Consider the following 16,660-nt stretch of genomic DNA (forward strand, 5'->3'; position numbering starts at 1 on the left):
TGCTCGGCGGCGCGGGCGGCGGCGCCCGTGCCCCCCATGGTGGGGCGGTTGCGGTCGAGCGCCGCGGCGCCGACGACGTGCGACGTCGTCGCGGGCGCGGCGCCGTCGCGCATCGTGTCGACCTCGACGACGTCGCCCAGCACGACGGTGACGTTGTCCGGTGCCCCGCCGCGCAGCGCGAGCTGGACGAGCTGGTCCGCGCACGCGTCGATGTCCGTGACGTCGCGCATGGTCTGGGCGAGCGTGTCGGCGCTCACGACGCCCGAGAGCCCGTCGGAGCACAGCAGCCACCGGTCGCCGGCGCGCGCCTCGCGCACCGACATGTCGGGGACGATCTCCATGTCGAAGTCGCCGAGCACGCGCAGCAGCACCGACCGCTGCGGGTGGCGCTCGGCCTCCTCGGCCGTGATCTTGCCCGTGTTGACGAGGTGCTGGACGAACGAGTGGTCCGTGGTGACCTGGGTCAGCTCGCCGTCGCGCAGCAGGTAGGCGCGCGAGTCGCCGATGTGCGCCATCGCCAGCTTGTTGCCCGAGCGCAGCAGCGCGGTGACCGTGGTGCCGAGGCCCGCGAGCTCGGGGTTCTCCTCGGCGCGGGCCAGCAGCTCGTCGTGCGCGGTGGTGAGCGCGCGGCCCAGCTCGGCGAGGACGTCGTCAGGCCCGTGCGCCTCGTCGTCGAGCGGCGCGAGGTGGGCGACGGCGACCGACGACGCGACGTCGCCGCCCGCGTGGCCGCCCATGCCGTCGGCGACGGCGAGCAGGTGGGGACCGGCGTAGGCGGAGTCCTGGTTGTTGGCGCGCACGAGGCCGACGTCGGACCGGGCGGCGTACCGCAGGGCGATGGTCACGGGCGCCTACCGCTGCAGCTCGAGGATCGACTGGCCCACCTTGATCTGCGCGCCGGCGCGCACGGCGGTGGGCTGCTCGACCTTCTCGCGGCCCAGGAAGGTGCCGTTGGTCGAGCCGAGGTCCTCCACGTACCACTCGCCGTCCTGCGGGAACACGCGTGCGTGCCGCTGGGAGGAGTAGTCGTCGTCGAGCACGAGCGTGCACGACGGCGCGCGGCCGATGAGGATCGCCGAGGAGCCGAGCGGGAGCGTGGTGCCCCGCAGCGGGCCGGCGGTCACGACGAGGCGGCGCGGCATGACCTCACGCTTGGGGAAGGGCTGCGAGCGGCCCTCGGTCGCGACGGGCGGCGCCGGCCGGGGTGCGGCGGGAGCCGACTGCCCGCCGCGGCGCAGGACGCGGTTGACGATGCGCGTGCCGTACAGGTCCCGGCGCAGCACGCCGATCGCCGCGAGGACGAACACCCAGAGCAGCACCAGGTAGCCCAGCCGCAGCAGGGTGATCGTGAGCTCACTCATGCCGGGCGATCACCCGTCCTCGTCGTCGTCCGCGCCGGTCCAGAACAGGATCCGGGTGCGGCCGATCGTGATCGTGTTGCCGTCGACGAGGGTCGCGGCGGGCACCTGGTGCCCCTCGACGTACGTGCCGTTGGTCGAGCCGAGGTCGCTCGCGACGACGCCGTCGGGCGTGACGCGGATCTCGAGGTGGCGCCGGGAGATGCCCGGGTCGTCGACGATGATGTCCGCCTCGCTGCCGCGGCCGATGACCGTGACGGGGCCGGTGAGCAGGTAGCGCTGGCCGTCGATGTCGACGAGGGGGTGGCGCGGGCTCGCGGCGACCGACGCCGCGGGCGCGACGGCGCCGCGCACGGTCGCGCTGCGCACCTGGAAGCGGCCGGTCTCGAGCTCGTCGTTCTCGACGAACGCCACCGTCACGGGGCCGACGAAGGCGTAGCGCTGCTGGGTGGCGTGCTCGGTCACGTTCGCGGCCAGCTCGTCCGCGAGCGGCTCCGCTCCCCAGTCCTCCACCTGGTGGTGATCGGCAGGTGAGAGCTCGATCGTGAACTCGTTGGGCACGACCGTGCGGTCGCGGCCGACGACGGCGGCGCGGTCGTCGACCTCGCGGCGCAGCGCGCTGGCCAGCTCGACCGGCTTGACCTCGCTCTTGAAGGCCTTGGCGAACGCGCTGCTGACCACGCGTTCGACGCCCTTCTCGAACCTGTCGAGAACTCCCATGCCACCTCCTCCCGTCTCCGGCGGGGCTGCGCCCGTCCGCCGCACGTCACGGCACGGCTGCCGGGCCACCCTCGCTGACGGCCTCGTGCGGGGCGGCGGCCGACCGGGGGTCGACGGACCGACCCTGAGGTCCGCTGCTGATCGTATCCGTCGGCACGCCGATCGGCCGCGAGCCCACGCACGCGACGAGGTTCAGGTCGTCCCGTCCGTGCGTGCTAGCCTTCTGCGGCGCGCGCGAGTGGCGAAATGGCAGACGCGCTGGCTTCAGGTGCCAGTGTCCGAAAGGACGTGGGGGTTCAAGTCCCCCCTCGCGCACAGCGGGCTCTTTGGATGATCAAGGAGCCGCAGTTTGGACAACCCCCGGTCAGACCTCGGTCCGGCCGGGGGTTGTTGTGTCTTCTGGCTTGGGGGCCTCTGGGTAGCACACTGGCGTGCTAATGGTGACATCTTTGCCGGTTGATTACCTTCACGTGCGGGCCCGGCGCACGCCAGTGAGCCCGCGCACCTTGCGGTGGCGGGCTGCTGGTCAGGCTGTTCAGCTTGAGGGAGAGCGGGAAGCTCACCTCAGGAGCGGCGGAGGCTCCTTGAGGCCGAGGCGGACGTGGAGCGCGACCTTCCGGGGCTTGCGGAACTTGTGCCCGTGCTCCTTGCCCCAGTCGGTGTCGCTGATGTCTCCGATGGCTGCCATCCAGGGGTCGCGCAGGAGGCGGAGGGCGTGCCAGTCGCGCAGGAGCCGGACGTTGAGTCCGACGAGGCCGAACGTGAGCAGGAGGTGGTTGAGGACCCTTCCCCAGACTCGGGAGTAGAAGCGTGCGAGGCGCACACCGCGGTTCCCCTTGAGCTCGGAGTTGAAGGACTCGATGGCGCTGCGGCGCCCGTAGCTTCCGGCCCAGGCCGTCGTTCCCCAGGCGAGGCGCTGACGGTTCTTCAGCTCTGTGTCGGCTTCAACGGTCAGCGTGACGCCACAACCGCACGCGGTGCCCTTGACGCACTTGGTGGTGGGCAAGTCGTAGCCCTTGCGCATCGAGAGGGGGTTGTTTGGGCAGCGAAGGCGAGGGCGCTTGACCGCCGGTCCCCGGTACCGGCGCGCGCCGGTGCGCGGGTCGGGAGCCGTCATGGGCTCGAATAGGTAAGGCAGCCGCTCGTCGTACTTCTCGCTGAGCGCGGCCTTCTCGGCCGCGGACATGCTGAAGTGTGGCTTCGGCAGGTCCCGCAACCTCTGCGGCAGGGCTGAGGTGAAGAGCCCCCCGTCCACCCAGATCGTTCCCGGCCGCGGCCCGGGAGTCTCGCCACGCTGATTGGTGTGCAGGTCGTGCACGGACTCGATGCCTCGGGCCCGAAGGGGCGCACCCCAGTCCTCTGCCACCCGGTAGCTGTAGCCGCGGTCGTTCAAAAGCGTGTTGAGCGTGGCGCCGGCCGCCCTCAAGGCGTCGACGGCCTCGATCCCTGCCGCAGCCTTGTCGCCACCCCCGGGCGCGGTGAAGAGGCCGAGCGCGACGTGGGGCACCGGGTCCTGACCGAGCTCGGGAACCGGCACGATGATGTGCAGGTCGAATCCTAGGAAGACCGACTTCGGGCACCCGTTCTTCCCGGACCGGTACCCGGCGCGTGCGTCCGGGTCGAGGCTGTGCTGCTCACGTCCGTCCGCTCCCCTCTTGGGCCAGTCAGATGTCGTGAAGTCACTCTGCGAGGCGGCCGTCGGGTCGATCTCGTCCTGCACCACGACGTCGGGCAGCTTCTTCCAGCTGTGGCGGGCCGCGGACGTCTCGTAGTCGGTGGAGTCGATCGCGAACGACGTCGTACGAATGACGTCGTCCGGGACGGAGGCGCGAAGGAGCCGCGCCGAGAAGAGGGCTGGAGTCAGGAGTCCTCCGCCGCTGCACTTGGAAGGGCCGTCGTGCAGCTCGCCCCTGAGCATCGTGCAGAGCGCCGGATCGTGCGGCACCAGGATCGCGCCGTCCTCCAGGCCCTTGGCGATCCGGCGCAGGTTGTGCCGGATCTGGTCGTAGGTCACCCCGCCCTTTCGACGTACGCCGGGCAGGAGCCCTTCGTTGAAGAGTTCCTGGGCGGTCTCCTCAATCTTGAGCAGGATCATGTTGCTCTCCTGGATCCCGTGCACGGTGAAGATGACCAGGAGCGTCCGCCACGACACCTGCATCGGTGAGCCGTGCCGTGTGTCCAGGCTCGAGCCGAGGATCTCTGCGAGACCTGAGCGGACGACGATCTTCTCGGCGATCCGCACTGCCTGGCGGTTGGTGATCCGGGCGGGCTTGACCTGGAAGCGCTGGAGCGGCCCGGGGTTCACGAGGCACCGCCAGCGAGCACTGTCGCGATCTCCTCGAGGGACCGGCGGGGAACGAAGTCGATGATGTCCTGGAAGTTCTTCGTGCTCGTGATCCCCGCCAGGGCGGTCACCTCAGAGAGCCGAGCGCCCCGAACCAGCAGCGTGACCATCCACGTGGTGCGCAGGCGCACCGAGTCGAACCGCGGTGCGCCCTCGGGGACCACGAGGTTCGCGACGACGCCTGCGCCGGCCGTACGAGATGGGCGCACGTCTGCCAGCACGGTCGCGTCGTAGTGGTCCGCTCGCATGGCGATCAGGTCCGCGTGGGCTTCCGGGAGGGCGGGAACGATCCGGGCTCGCTCACCGGTGACCTCCACGAGCACTCCGGCCTCGGACACCTTGATCTGGCATCCGGGGAAGACCACGATCTCCGCCAGGCTGAGTCCGGCTCCGTAGCCCAAGGCCATCAGCGCGCGTGCAGCTCTGCGACGGCCTATCGAGGGCTGGCTGCGGGCAATCTCCCAGAGCCAGTCGATCTCCTGGTGGGTGTACGGAGCTCGAAGCGACCGGCGCCCGAGTGCCTGGGGAGCGGGGGACCACAAGGCGTGCCGGGTGGCTGCCCGGCCGGTACGGCGCAGTGCAGCCCTGTAGCTGTTCCGCGAGTGCGACTGCAGGTGCGGCATCCCGGTGGAGACGAAGTGTTCGACGTTCGCCTCGGTGAAGAGCGTCTCGATGTCGAGGGGCTCGTCTCGCTCCATGCACCACGCCACGAAGAGGCTGGTGGCATGCAGCACGGCGTACGCCCCGGTGAACGTGGTCGGCGCCGCCTTCGTCGCAACCTCGCGCACCAGAGGTCGGATCTGCTTCCACGTGCTGGCCGGCAGGGATGACGGGGTGTAGGTGCCGATGGTCCGCGCGATGTCCTGCGCGCTTGCCGGACCGCTGGCCTGGGACCTAGGCACGGGCCCACCCCGCAGTCGGCCCGAGGGCGGCTGCCCGGTTCTCTGGCGCGCTCGAGGCGCGCCGGTCTACAGTGCCCATGAGGGCACCTCCTTCGCTTTTGCTGGCGTGGCGGACCCGACGTTCCTGGAGGTGCAACTCCAGGGGCCGCGAGGCGTCGCCCTTCGGGCGGCGCCTTTCGCGTACCCGGCGAGGGGCTCGCATCTTCGGTTGTCGGGGCACTGGGCCCCACGGCCTCTCCCGGCCGCTTCTCCATCCTTCCGTTCGCTCCGTACAGCGCGGTGGCTTAACGGGAGCACTTTTCCTACGCGCTGTCGACCCCCAGTTTTCCGCACATACCGCGATGTCTTTCCGCCTCGCTATACACTTGCCTGACCTGCGGACACATCGAAGGGCCAGCGATGACGTCGTCACCAGAGAGTCGACAATCCGTAAGAGTGCTGCGCCTCACCAACGGTCTGCTCGCTTGCGTGGACTGTCTCGGACTCGGACATGCGCGAGAGGGGGAAGGTCGGCCGGCCAGGTGCGCGGCACACCGCAAGGAGTTCCGTGCCTGGTACCAGCGGCGGTGGCGGTACGAGCAGCGACACGGCCCGGGCAGCTACCCGGAGGAGTACTCGCCGGCCTGGGTACACCCGGCAACGGCCCCGGCGGTCATCGCACTCAGCGAGGCGGACGCCCTGGACGAGGTGGTCGCCAGTCTCCGTCGATCGGTTGCCGCCGCCCTGGGCGAGGTCCACCGCAGCGTACGACCAGACGATCGGGCGTTCTTCGTGAGCAAACTCTCCGAGTTCGCGCGGGCGAGTAATGAGATTGAGCGGATCAGTTCGCGTTTGCGAGGCCGCTGATCAGCCCGGCCGGCCGTCTAGGCAATGGGGCATCGGGTTCCCCCAAGTTAGCACGAAACGTGCTCTGACGTGCAGTGATGCTTGGGACGAGGGCCTTGCCCAGGTGCGACAGAGGTGCAAGTCTCCGCACTCATGAAGCCACAGGCGACACCTCCGACGGAGCCGGTCGCGACGCTCAACCTCGCCACCGACACGGGTGCCTGGACCGTCAGGTCGTCGTCCGCGACGGTCTACCTGCTCGACCTCGACCGTCGGCGCATGATGCGCATGCGCGGGCCTGGCTCCGGGCGGTTCGATTTCGACGACGAGTGGGTTCCGCTCGTCGGTGTTACCAGCATCGACCCCTCAGACGGCACAGTCACTGAGGGGCGGGTGCGGGTTGGGCATCGGCCGCGGTACCTGACCGACCCACTCGGCGGTCACCACGACAACCACTGGCGGATGCAGCGCACGGTCACCGCGATCGAGCCGCTCGAGAGTCTCCAAGGGCTGAAGGGCGTCCCAGCGGGCGACCGGACTCATCTCCGAGGTCACGCGGACGTTCGCGGACATCGGCACACCCGGTGAGCCGCCGCGCGCTGCGCTCTCGCGACCCGGGCGGCCGCGGCGAGTACCCCTGGGACATCCCGTTCCGCCGTGCCGTCCGGCACCTGCGTCTCGGGCGGATGGACCCTCGCGTCTTGGAGCAGGGTCGGGTGTGGGTCGACTCTGCCAGCCGCGTGCTCCCTCTGCGGTCACTGTCCGACGCGCACCTCGAGAACGTCATCACGATGCTCCGCAGCCGGGCGGTAGTGCTCCTCCTCGACTACGCCCTCGCGGCCGGCCTTGGCAGGTTCTCCCCTCGCCTGGAGGTGCCGCTGCGAAAGGGCGATGCGGACTCCGTGGCACTCGAGTGGCTGACGTCGACCCCCCTGTGGCTGGCGCTGCATCGTGAGGCCGCCCGTCGCGCGGGGCGCTCCGGGCCCCAGAGTCTCGGTGCGACAGCGCGCGGCGCGTGGGTAGTGCGGACCGACGGCCCGACAGTCGTGGTGGACCTGGACGGCCGACGGGTGATGGCAGTCCTGGCCAACGAGTCCGATCCCGCTCGTGGCACGGTTTGGCGCCACGTGGTCGTCAAGCTGCCCGTTCGGATTGGATGCCCCCTAGTCGTCGAGCCAGTCCCTGGAGGCGTCGGCGAAGGTGACGGCGTGAACGCCCGGCGCGTCGTCTCCTTGCATGAGGTGCCCGCGGCCGTTGCTACCAGCGACCAGGCGATCGCAGAACATGCCCGCACCGTCACCAGGTTGTCGTCGGGGCGGAGTCCCGACGCGATTGCCACTGAGTTCCGAACGCGACAGTTCATCGAGGCCGCCACGGACGTTCGGGCGGTGTGGGCGGCTCTCGACGTACTCATGCACCGGCACGGTGTCGAGCAGGCCGCCCTCGTGCCATCGAGACTCCGCGACTGCAGCGCCACTGTCAACGACGTGGACCTCTTCGTGCAGTCGAGGGCCGACGTCGACCTGCCTGCCCTACAGCGGGAGGTCGATGACGTCCTCGGGTACCGCGTCGCGATCACCACCCCTCGGAGCTACGGCGGCCATGCGATCGACGACGTGGCTGACCACGCGCTCCCGCTGGCGCCAGGCTCGTGAAGTAGCGCGAGAGCGAGACAGGCGGACGAGGCAAACGCCACACCGGTCCCGACGCACCCGACCCGGGAGAGGAAGCGCTTGTGGCAAGGCGTGCGGTTCGTGGTCCAAAGGTCGCGACATCGGCTGTCCTCGCTGGCGAGGCCGCAGCGAGGCTCCGCATCGATGCGGCAACAGAGTCCTCAGGCTCGACCCGCACGTGGTGACGGGCCTCTTCGCTTGCGGCCTCGCGGGCTCGTGGAGCGCGACCCCATCTTGTGGACGTCCAGCGGAACCCGCGAGGTCGACGAATCTGTCCCCTTCCTCGTAGGGGAGACCGCGGTTCTCACCGAGGTGGCTGTCGAAGCAGCGCGCCGGGGCATCGAAGCGGCCCTCATGGCCGTCGTGAAGGAGGAGCTGCCGTGACCTGAACTTGCTGGCCCCACCGGGAGCAAGGCCGTGCCGTTCATGCCGGGTGCTCGCAGCTGTACTGGGTTCCCGCCTATCCCCCGACAGAGTGATGGGCCTGTGGAGAACAGGAGGCGCTCGACCGCGGTGCGCTAGCGTCGCGCCATCCCGAGGGTGCGTTGGCTCGGGCTGGCCGGGGGGCACTTCAGTGAGCGACGACTTCGAAGTTGAGATCGAGCAGGTCAGCAGTGCAGGGTCCGCGATGCTGGGCGTCGGTGACGACGTTGCTGTGATCGGCGCGGTCCGCATACTCGACGGCCGTGACAGTTACGGGCACGCGGGCCTGACCGCGGCGGCCGGCCGGTTCTCTGAGCGGTGGGGACACTTGGTCCGCAGCCAAGGACGCCAGCTGTGCGATGCCGGTGATGTCCTGAAGGCCACCGCAGCGGACTACGCAGAGATGGAGATCCTCGCGCCGGCACGGTTCAACCAGCTCGCGTCGGACCTGCCAGCGGGCACGGAGCTCATGTGATGGCGACGCTCGCAACCACCACCGACCCGGTGGCGTTGATCCCAGGCTCACTGGAGGCGTTGCACGGTGACGCGGATCAGCTCGACCAACAGGCTGATGACCTCACGGATGCCGCTGAGCGAGTTCGGCGAGGTGAAGTGGCTGACTGGCTCGGCCGAGCCGCGGCCGGCTGGGACGAACGTCGACCGATCTTCGTGGACACCCTCGACGCTGCTGCTGACGTGCACCGGGCCAGCGCGAGCGTCCTGCGCGCTCACGCCGAGACCCTTGCGTGGGCTCAAGCCATTGCTCAGGACGCCATCGATCTGTACGCCGAAGGTCGCGCCGAGCTCGGCCCGCTCGGACCAGTCCGCCTTCAGCTCGCTGAGCGACACCCCTCTAACACCACCTACGGCCCGTTCGGTGCCTCCGCGCCAGCCACTCCCAACCCCTTCGGCTCTCCGACCGTGCTGCGGGCTGCAGTGGCAAAGCAAGCAGAAGCCGAAGCGCTCCTCGCCAGCGCACGCGCCGACGTCGACGAGTCGGCTGCGGCGGCAGCCGCGATCCTCGACCAGATGTGCGAGGGCATGCCCGACGGACAGTGGCACACCTCGGAGTTCTTGGCTGGCCTGTGGTCTTGGGTGACCGGGATCGCGATGCTCGTCGCCCGGTTCAACAGCGTCCGCGCGACCCTCGACTGGAACGGCTTCGTCACGGACGGCAACGCACTCGGCGAAGGGATCCGCGCGAACCTCACAACTGTCAGCGACAACCCGCACGACTTCGGCCGCGTGTTCCTCGACACCCAGACCCTCCACGACAACCCCGCCCGCTGGTGGGGCGCGATGGCACCCGACGCAGCGCTCACCGTGGCTGGAGGCATCGGAGCCGGCTCGCGCTCTCTCAGCGCAGTCTCGGCTCAGCTGCGCGCGGTGGACTGGGCGAGCGACTCCGGCGCCATCGACATCGCGGCGTTCCTACGGCGCGACCCGCTGCCCTTGGCGAACGGCTCCGTGCTTGACCCACTCGACGCGACGCAGATCGCGGGGGCTGAGGCGCGCTTCGCCGACCTGCCTGAGAGCCACCTGCGGTCGCGCGGGGCTGAGCAGGCGTACCAGGTTGACGTTTACGGCGTGAACGAACGGGGCATCACGCTGCCGAGCGGCAGGCACGTGTACCCGGACGGATTCACGCCCGGGTACGGTGCGCTCGGGGACGCGAAGTTCGTGTCGAGCCCCCGATCCTTTTACGTCCCGGACTCGATGAACAGCCCGGCTCTCGCCCAGTTCGCCATGGACAAGATGGACGCGACACTGGCGAACCTTGCGCAGGCCGCGCGCGTTCATGGCGCTGGTGCGGTCGAGCTCACGACGAACAGTGCCGAAGCGGCAGCGTTCATCCAGTCCAGGATGAGCGCCCTGGACATCCCCGGGTACGTGCGGATCGTGGAGAGTGGACCATGACAGAAGCGTTGATCGGCGTCGCCGAGGGCGACTACACCTTCGACTTCCCTGCCCTCGTCGACGATGTGCGTGCGCACTGGCCCGAAGCGCGCTGGTTCCCAGCCGAGTCGTTCATGCCACCGACCCACTTCGGCACCATCCAGATCCCGCGGTCCGACGGTCACGTAGCGGTCGATGTGGGGTTGCAGAGCGCTGGCAAGGGCATCGGGTTGGACGGCTACCACGAGGACGTCGCCGAGTTCGTTGCCTGGCTTACGCAGCGTCCGGGCTTCCCCGGTGACGGCTCGGTGGTCATCATCAACTGGGCGGCCGACCTGCTGGCCCTTGAGCCGGGCACGACCACCGACAGCCTGCTCGCCGCAGCAGAGTGAGTATGGGCAGGCGACCTTCCGTGCCGTCCTTCCTGGACGCCCCGACGCCGTGCCGAGAGAGTTTCGGATCGCCCGCGGCCCGCTGCCCGTCGTCCCTCTTAGTCGCAGCGCCCGTCTGCGCATCTAGGCACCCAGACGTGTGGCTACTCATCTAGCCGCGCATCCATCTGCTCATCTAGCCGTCCATAGCCGCAGCGATCGCCGCGGCGATGGCCGGACCCGCCGCGAGTACCCGGGCACGGCGCGCACTCATCGCGCGGTGCCGCCAGGATCAGCGCCCCGCTCGTCGAGCTCCTGGTCGATCCGTGCGAACTCCGCGAGGGCGATCATGACGGTTTCGCTGAGGGCGGCGGCGAGCTCGGCGGTGCGGCCCGTGACTCCGCGCTCTTCCAGCCACGCACCGAGCTTGGCCCGTCGCGCCCGTAGCGACTCGATCGGCTCCGGCGGGCTCGGTGCCCCGCCCAGCTCACCAGCCGCAGCGGCGGTGAGCATTGCGGGCACCGCGTCGTCGGTGATCGCCACGATGCCGGTGATCCGCCGCTGCAGCCACCAACCCTCCCCCGCCAGCTCGTGGCGGGTGGTGTAGTACGCGCGCTGGCCCACCTCGACGTCGCGCATCGACGTCAGGCGGACCCACTGACCATCACCGGGCCCCCGGCTCGATGCCGGCCCGGGCTGGCGCAGCAGACGAGGAGCACCGCGAAGGTCGACCAGGTACTGGGTCTGGCTGTCGGACTGGACCGCCCACAGGCCGGCGTCGTCGAAGGTCAGTGACTGGCGGGTCTGCGGGGGTACGTCGGGGGTCGTCGTCATGCCGCGGAAGGTAGCGGGCCCCGCTGACATCGCAGGGGCAGCCGGCGCGAGCGGCTAGACTGTTGGTCACTTGGATGCACCGTGGCACGCCTTGTGGGACACACCTGGTAGACGCTCAGACGTGTAGCCGGTGAGGACCGGCCTGGCGCCGTCGGGCGCCGGTCTGGTGGTGTCCTGCGGCGGGTTCTGGGGGATCGGTCCGGATCAGGTTCGGTGCCGGTGGCCTTTTGACTACGCCGCCTGGCCGAGAGCGCCGGGGCGGCGGCCGGGACGCAGCGTCTCAGCTGGTCCCGGCGCGTCGGCGCGGCCGCTCTGTCGTCGGGGCGTACCGGGCGCCGGCGGCGCTGCTGCCTCGCGTGCCCGCCGCTCGGCCTCGGTCGCGGCCTCGATGCTCTGGTCGGCCTCATCGTTGAGGGCGACGATCAGTTCGCTGACTGGCATGTGCCACAAGGTCGGCGACGTCTTGCAGGGAGAAGGCACACTCTCGAGCCGGGCACGCTCATCCTCGTCAACCAAGTGGGGCTCAGTTGAGGGACTCCCGCACGACACGCGCCTCCCGCTTGACCAGTAACCAGTGATACACAAGCGAGCACGGGTGAGAAGAGGCCAACACCCTGGTCAGGACACCGAAACCTGCTGGACAATCCGGGCATGACGCGACGCCCGCGAACGACCGTGCACCGCGTCGCCGGCCATCGCCGAACTCGACCATCGCGCCCGGGTGCCCACAGCGCCCCAGCAGTCGTGGCAGCTCCATCACCCACGCCCGTGGCAGTTCCAGCACCAGCGGCAGCAACCCCGTCCGCCGCGACGACACCGCCTCCCGGCCCGCCACCCGTGGTCCGCACCGGACAAGGTGCGGTCGGAGGAATCCTCATCTTGGGCGACGACCCGTCTTTCGAAGAGCACCCGTACTGGGGCATCGCCCTGATCTCGATCGCCCTGCTCGCCCTGAGCGGCGCCTTGTTCATGGTCCGCGACTGGTGGACCGACCCACTGTCAGTGACCACCTCGACCGACTGGTCCCAGATCACGTTCCAACCCGCCGACGACGACGGCAACATCATCAACAACCCGACCGACGAACTGAAGATGTACACCGCGCAGTACATCCATCAAGACCGCGACGTGGTCGACATCGTCTCGAGCTCACCGCAGATTCAGCTCATCTGGGACAGCACCTTCGACATCCCGTTCAAGTGCGCGTCCATCCGGGCCAACCACGTCGTCCAGCCCATCACGTTGCAGTCCGGCGTCGCCGTCACGTTCCACGCACCACCGGAAGAAGACCCGAACGACCCGTACAAGACTCGAGTGCAGTGCTCCAGAGACGGCGACCTGTGGGACCGCGGCTCTCACGGAACCGTCCTGGTCACCAAAACCTTGACGGCACCCGCCGACGGCTGGGAGTACAGACAGCAAGTCACCGACAACCTGCTGTCCCTGACGATGACGTCCTACACGGCGCTCCCGACCACGTGGACGCCCGACGCCACTGCGACAACCGACGAGTACTGGGCCCTGCGCAAGTTCGAAGACACGCCCTCCTGGACCACCGATCGCCCGCTCGCGCAGATGCACATCACAGTCGAACCCTGGATGGTTTCCTCCGACGGGCGTGAGAGCCGACTGCTGTTCATCGACACAGACGCCGTCTCATCCCAAGAGCGACTCGCGTGGTCGTCCGCCCTCATCGCCGGCCTGGCCCTCGGAATGCTCCCCGTGGGACTCGGCCGCATCCGCCGAACCCGAAACAATAGACGCCAAGCTCAGGAGCGCACCACCACGTAGCCCAAAACGTCCGCGAGAGCCGCGGTGATGGTCTCGCCGTCCGCACCGGCCGCGACGAGCTCGCTACGTTGGTCAGGGTCCGGAGGCGGCATCGCTGGTAGATCCCACGGCGACAGCGGTGGCGTCTAGCCGGCGGAACTCATACCCCATGCCTGCTCGGCACGCTCACGCGCACTCGACCCATCGCCCACGGCCGCGACGGTAGCGGCCTGACCGGTCAGGTCTCGTCCGGCCACCCGCGACCAGCGGTCGCGCGTTCGATCTGACCGTTCCGCAACTGGTCCCACGCCAGGTCATAGGTGCTAGCTGGCGCGTCACCGGCCCCGACAACGCCCGGTCCGAGAGCGGCGACGGCCTCATCCCATGTGAGGCGCATCGCAGGAGCGTCGAGCACGGCGCGCGCGAGCCGCAGCAGCGCCAGCCAGTGGTGGCGGATCAGCGCGAGAGCTGCGACTTCTGCGGCGGGTGCCCACGCGTAGGGGTGGATCGAGTCCAGGTCACGGTCCATGCCCATCAGCGCGGCGGCGGCCCGCACGTCTTCTCCGTTGTACGTCATCAGCGCGACCAGTTCACCCTCGGCGACGCCGCCCATCATGCTGACGGTCGCTGCGTCGGCGCGGTCGACCTCGATAGGAACGAGCCCTGGTTCGGAGAGCCCGCCGAAGGCTGGAAAGGAGCCGGTTGGTACCTGGTGGATCGAGATGTCACCGCCCTGTCCGTAGAGCGCGGCTCGCGCGACGTGGTGCGCTGCCTCGTGGACGGCTGCGCAGACGCTGTCGTTGAGGTCGTCGAGGGCCGCCACGTCCCAGTCGGTCATGTGGTGGCCGAGGACGTCCAGAACGACCTGCTGCCCGACGGATGGAGCTGCGATCACGAGCAGAGACGCTAACCGGCCACTTGGCATCCCAGCCGGGACTAGCGGGTGATCCCGGGACGCCGTTCCGGGTCAGCGGAGCGGCAGCCGGTCGATGCTGCGGTTCGGTCCGGTCGTCCAGGTGCTCGTAGTGCCGCCCTGGTCAGCCACCAAGAACCGGACCGGGACGCCCACGGCCAGCGGCCCGGTGACACGCCCGTCGAGCCAGCGCACCGGGCGCACGTCGCGGGGCCCGCTCGTCATCGGCAGTACCCGGCCTTCGTCGACGGCCTACGCGAGCGTCACCACACCGCCGCCCTCGTCCGGGTCGTCCGCGTTGAGCAGCCACCGCTCGGCCGTTGGCACGCTCAGCAGGTCACCACGCATCCGGAGCACCACCCAGGTTCTCGTCACGGGCGTCAGCGGCGTCCGCTCGAGCCTGATCCAGCCACCGCTCACGGCGCAGGATGCCCAGCAGCGCGCGGATCGTCGCGATGAGCTCACTGGCGCCGTTCGTCTCGGCCAGGGCGCGGCGGACCTCAACGGTGTCGTGATCCATCAGCGGTGGCCCAAGTGGTGCGTGCTGCGGGCCGCTCGGAGGATCGATCAACCCCGCATCGATCAGCTCCTCGAGCCGGCCACCGGTGTCAGGGCCGCCCGCGCCACCGAGCTCCTCGTCCGCCCATACGCGCTCGGCTTGCGTGAGCCGCCCGCCTGTCGCCTCCAGAGCGTCCGTCCAGGGTTCAGCCGCCTCGAGGAGGAGCTCCGCCGCCGCAATCGCGCCCTCGTCCGTCGCGGTCACGAGCACGGCGCGGCCCGGGATGTGTGGGTCGCCGCTGCCCGGCATGCTCAACGAGTCGACTCGGATGACCAGGGGCACGTCGTCGCCCGGGACGCCCAGGGCGGCGCCGAGGAGCGTCCGCGCGACCGGCTCGACCTCGTGAAGTGCGGTGACCGTCACCACCTGTTCCGCCGGCGCCGGGATCGCGGCCGCGAGCGTGCTGAGCGAACTTGCTACGACGTCAACCACGTACGGACCGGTGCCGTGGTCGTCATACCAGGTGAGGTCGGCTTGGTCGCGCGGGACGCCCTCGGTGTAGGCGGTCGCGGTCGCTCGCCACGCGCGCAAGACGCCGGCGAGCTCCTGGACTATGGCGGCCCGCTCGTGATCGGACAGAGCTGCCATCCACGACAACCTCGTCGACTCAGGGACGTCAGCGCAAGCCGCGGCGTCGGCGCGGTCTACATCGAGCAGGGCGGCGTGGTCCGCCACGGCCCGGTCCGCGTCATCGCCCGCCTCGAGCTCGGCTCGGGTGTAGCCGAGCGCCTCGATCACGTCGTCGAGGGCTGTGCGCGCGCCGGCGTCGGTTGCTGCGCGCGCGGTCACCAGTGCCGCGTCGGCTAGGTCGTCGCTCAGCGCAGCGTCGAGCTCGGCGGCACGGCGGGGGTCCGGTAGGTGCCGCGCGGGGAGCTCGAGCTCCGCGTCGTCCTTCATCCGGAGGATGTCAGCCAGGGAACGCGGCGCAGCGGCTCCCCGTGCAGCGGCCTCTTGAGCACGGAACGCGTCGAGGATCGCGAGCCGCTCGTCCTGGGGCAGCAGGCCCGCGAACGGAGCCTGTAGCCGTAGGTCGCGGCATCGCTGGGTAGCGCCCATGAGCACGGCGAGGAGCTCCTCGACCGGACCGTCGAGCAGGGACTCCCACGCGGCGAAGTCCTGAGCTCTCCCGTGCCCGCCGCCGGTCGTACGCATGAGCGCCAGGTTCCGTCGGCCGACCTCACGGGCCCGCTCCTGGTCCCCCGCGATGCGCCCCGCGACCGCGGCCGCGAGCCACATCGACCGGCGCTCTTCGCGTCGCCACCCGGCCGTGGATGGTTCCTGGCCGCGGCGCCAGCCCGCGATGAGCTCGGCCGTCGTCACGACCCGACCAGCCTTGATGTCAGCGTCCGCCTCTCGGATCGTGGCCATCAGCTCGGAGTCGGAGAGGATCTCGCTCGTCTCGTCGAGCGCCGCCTGCTCGGTATCTGGTGTGGCGAGGGTGACCCCCACGAGTGCCAAGGCAGACTGGATGTCCGCCTCGAGGTCGGGGTCCAGGTTCGCACCTGCGCGCACCAGTGCCTCGCCGAGCTTCCGGCCCGCCACCACGGCACGAAGATCACCGAGGTGCTCAGCACCAGACACTCCCGCCAGAGCGGCCCGCTGCTCGTCGTCCGCGCCTTCCCATGCCGCGATCTCATCCTCAGGCAGCGGGTCGTCGAAGTTCTCCGGCGGGACCGGGACGCCCACGCCACCGAAGTGCCGGCGCGGCTGCGGTTCGTCGACGTCGTCCGTGCTCATGCCCTCATCGTGGCACCACCTACCGTCACCACCCCTCCCGATAGCGTTCGAGTGTGATGCTTCCGTCGCACATGGCCAGTGCTGCGGGCGCGGCCGCCGCGATCGGTGAGGACCTCACCGCTGGTGCTCCGGGGTGGGCGATGCGCATGCTCGCCGAGGCGGTGACGAGCGGCTTCCGGAGCCTCGATCGCGCGGGGCAGGCCCGGTGGTTGGCTGCTCCGCCACCCTCGACCGGAGACCTCGCTGGGATGCGCTGCTGTGCGGGATCGCTGCGCACCTCGCCGCCACGTGGAGCCACCCAGAGCCACCGTGGGCATCCCTGCATGAGCCCTTGA

Annotated in this window: 14 protein-coding genes and 1 tRNA gene; 7 read left to right on the forward strand and 8 right to left on the reverse strand. The window is 69.8% G+C overall.

Annotated features, from left to right (window positions below; translation table 11 throughout):
* From ICW40_RS05630 to ICW40_RS05640, 3 genes are all read right to left on the reverse strand, one after another.
* A partial coding sequence (locus ICW40_RS05630) for a Stp1/IreP family PP2C-type Ser/Thr phosphatase (RefSeq protein ID WP_221652857.1) occupies positions 1–845 on the reverse strand: 845 nt, incomplete at its 3' end.
* Between the two features lie 6 nt (positions 846–851).
* Positions 852–1,361: an FHA domain-containing protein FhaB/FipA gene (locus ICW40_RS05635; protein ID WP_221652858.1), complete on the reverse strand. Its 510-nt coding sequence runs from the start codon at positions 1,359–1,361 to the stop codon at positions 852–854.
* Between the two features lie 9 nt (positions 1,362–1,370).
* On the reverse strand, positions 1,371–2,078 hold the full coding sequence (locus tag ICW40_RS05640; RefSeq protein ID WP_221652859.1) for an FhaA domain-containing protein: 708 nt from the start codon (positions 2,076–2,078) through the stop codon (positions 1,371–1,373).
* A 232-nt stretch (positions 2,079–2,310) separates the two neighbouring features.
* On the opposite strand from ICW40_RS05640, the gene ICW40_RS05645 reads away from it, so the two are divergent.
* Positions 2,311–2,393 (forward strand) — tRNA-Leu (locus tag ICW40_RS05645).
* Between the two features lie 244 nt (positions 2,394–2,637).
* On the opposite strand, the gene ICW40_RS05650 is transcribed toward ICW40_RS05645, so the two are convergent.
* Entirely contained in the window at positions 2,638–4,383 is a 1,746-nt protein-coding gene (locus ICW40_RS05650) for a hypothetical protein (RefSeq protein ID WP_221652860.1), read from the reverse strand.
* Entirely contained in the window at positions 4,380–5,210 is an 831-nt protein-coding gene (locus ICW40_RS05655; protein ID WP_221652861.1) for a hypothetical protein, read from the reverse strand. The genes ICW40_RS05650 and ICW40_RS05655 overlap by 4 nt, the downstream gene beginning before the upstream one ends.
* A 1,074-nt stretch (positions 5,211–6,284) precedes the next feature.
* Here ICW40_RS05655 and ICW40_RS05660 point away from each other — a divergent pair.
* The 5 genes from ICW40_RS05660 (at position 6,285) to ICW40_RS05680 (ending at position 10,533) form a co-directional block, all read left to right on the forward strand.
* Entirely contained in the window at positions 6,285–6,737 is a 453-nt protein-coding gene (locus ICW40_RS05660) for a hypothetical protein (RefSeq protein ID WP_221652862.1), read from the forward strand.
* Between the two features lie 113 nt (positions 6,738–6,850).
* A complete protein-coding gene (locus tag ICW40_RS05665) occupies positions 6,851–7,804 on the forward strand; it encodes a hypothetical protein (protein WP_221652863.1) in 954 nt (317 codons plus the stop codon).
* A gap of 592 nt (positions 7,805–8,396) precedes the next feature.
* Complete coding sequence (locus tag ICW40_RS05670; RefSeq protein WP_221652864.1) at positions 8,397–8,720, forward strand: hypothetical protein; 324 nt, start codon at positions 8,397–8,399, stop codon at positions 8,718–8,720.
* Positions 8,720–10,162: a putative T7SS-secreted protein gene (locus ICW40_RS05675; RefSeq protein WP_221652865.1), complete on the forward strand. Its 1,443-nt coding sequence runs from the start codon at positions 8,720–8,722 to the stop codon at positions 10,160–10,162. The genes ICW40_RS05670 and ICW40_RS05675 overlap by 1 nt, the downstream gene beginning before the upstream one ends.
* Positions 10,159–10,533, forward strand: a complete 375-nt coding sequence (locus ICW40_RS05680; RefSeq protein WP_221652866.1) for a hypothetical protein — start codon at positions 10,159–10,161, stop codon at positions 10,531–10,533. The genes ICW40_RS05675 and ICW40_RS05680 overlap by 4 nt, the downstream gene beginning before the upstream one ends.
* 249 nt (positions 10,534–10,782) lie before the next feature.
* Here the strand turns inward: ICW40_RS05680 and ICW40_RS05685 are convergent, their stop codons facing one another.
* A complete protein-coding gene (locus ICW40_RS05685) occupies positions 10,783–11,346 on the reverse strand; it encodes a hypothetical protein (protein ID WP_221652867.1) in 564 nt (187 codons plus the stop codon).
* An 879-nt stretch (positions 11,347–12,225) separates the two neighbouring features.
* On the opposite strand from ICW40_RS05685, the gene ICW40_RS05690 reads away from it, so the two are divergent.
* The gene (locus ICW40_RS05690; RefSeq protein ID WP_221652868.1) at positions 12,226–13,137 is read left to right on the forward strand and encodes a hypothetical protein; all 912 of its coding nucleotides are present in this window, start codon (positions 12,226–12,228) and stop codon (positions 13,135–13,137) included.
* A 217-nt stretch (positions 13,138–13,354) separates the two neighbouring features.
* Here ICW40_RS05690 and ICW40_RS05695 read toward each other — a convergent pair whose 3' ends face one another.
* Positions 13,355–14,011: a hypothetical protein gene (locus ICW40_RS05695; protein ID WP_221652869.1), complete on the reverse strand. Its 657-nt coding sequence runs from the start codon at positions 14,009–14,011 to the stop codon at positions 13,355–13,357.
* A gap of 355 nt (positions 14,012–14,366) precedes the next feature.
* Entirely contained in the window at positions 14,367–16,325 is a 1,959-nt protein-coding gene (locus ICW40_RS05700; protein ID WP_221652870.1) for a hypothetical protein, read from the reverse strand.
* Positions 16,326–16,660: the final 335 nt, after the last annotated feature.

This window comes from Actinotalea ferrariae, assembly GCF_019733465.1.
Classification (GTDB): Bacteria; Actinomycetota; Actinomycetes; order Actinomycetales; family Cellulomonadaceae; genus Actinotalea; species Actinotalea ferrariae_A.

What these genes read in the sequence shown, in the direction of transcription:
- ICW40_RS05635 (WP_221652858.1), bottom strand. Translation starts at nt 1,361, where the DNA reads ATGAGTGAGCTCACGATCACCCTGCTGCGGCTGGGCTACCTGGTGCTG.
- ICW40_RS05640 (WP_221652859.1), bottom strand. Translation starts at nt 2,078, where the DNA reads ATGGGAGTTCTCGACAGGTTCGAGAAGGGCGTCGAACGCGTGGTCAGC.
- ICW40_RS05675 (WP_221652865.1), top strand. Translation starts at nt 8,720, where the DNA reads ATGGCGACGCTCGCAACCACCACCGACCCGGTGGCGTTGATCCCAGGC.
- ICW40_RS05680 (WP_221652866.1), top strand. Translation starts at nt 10,159, where the DNA reads ATGACAGAAGCGTTGATCGGCGTCGCCGAGGGCGACTACACCTTCGAC.
- ICW40_RS05685 (WP_221652867.1), bottom strand. Translation starts at nt 11,346, where the DNA reads ATGACGACGACCCCCGACGTACCCCCGCAGACCCGCCAGTCACTGACC.
- ICW40_RS05700 (WP_221652870.1), bottom strand. Translation starts at nt 16,325, where the DNA reads ATGAGCACGGACGACGTCGACGAACCGCAGCCGCGCCGGCACTTCGGT.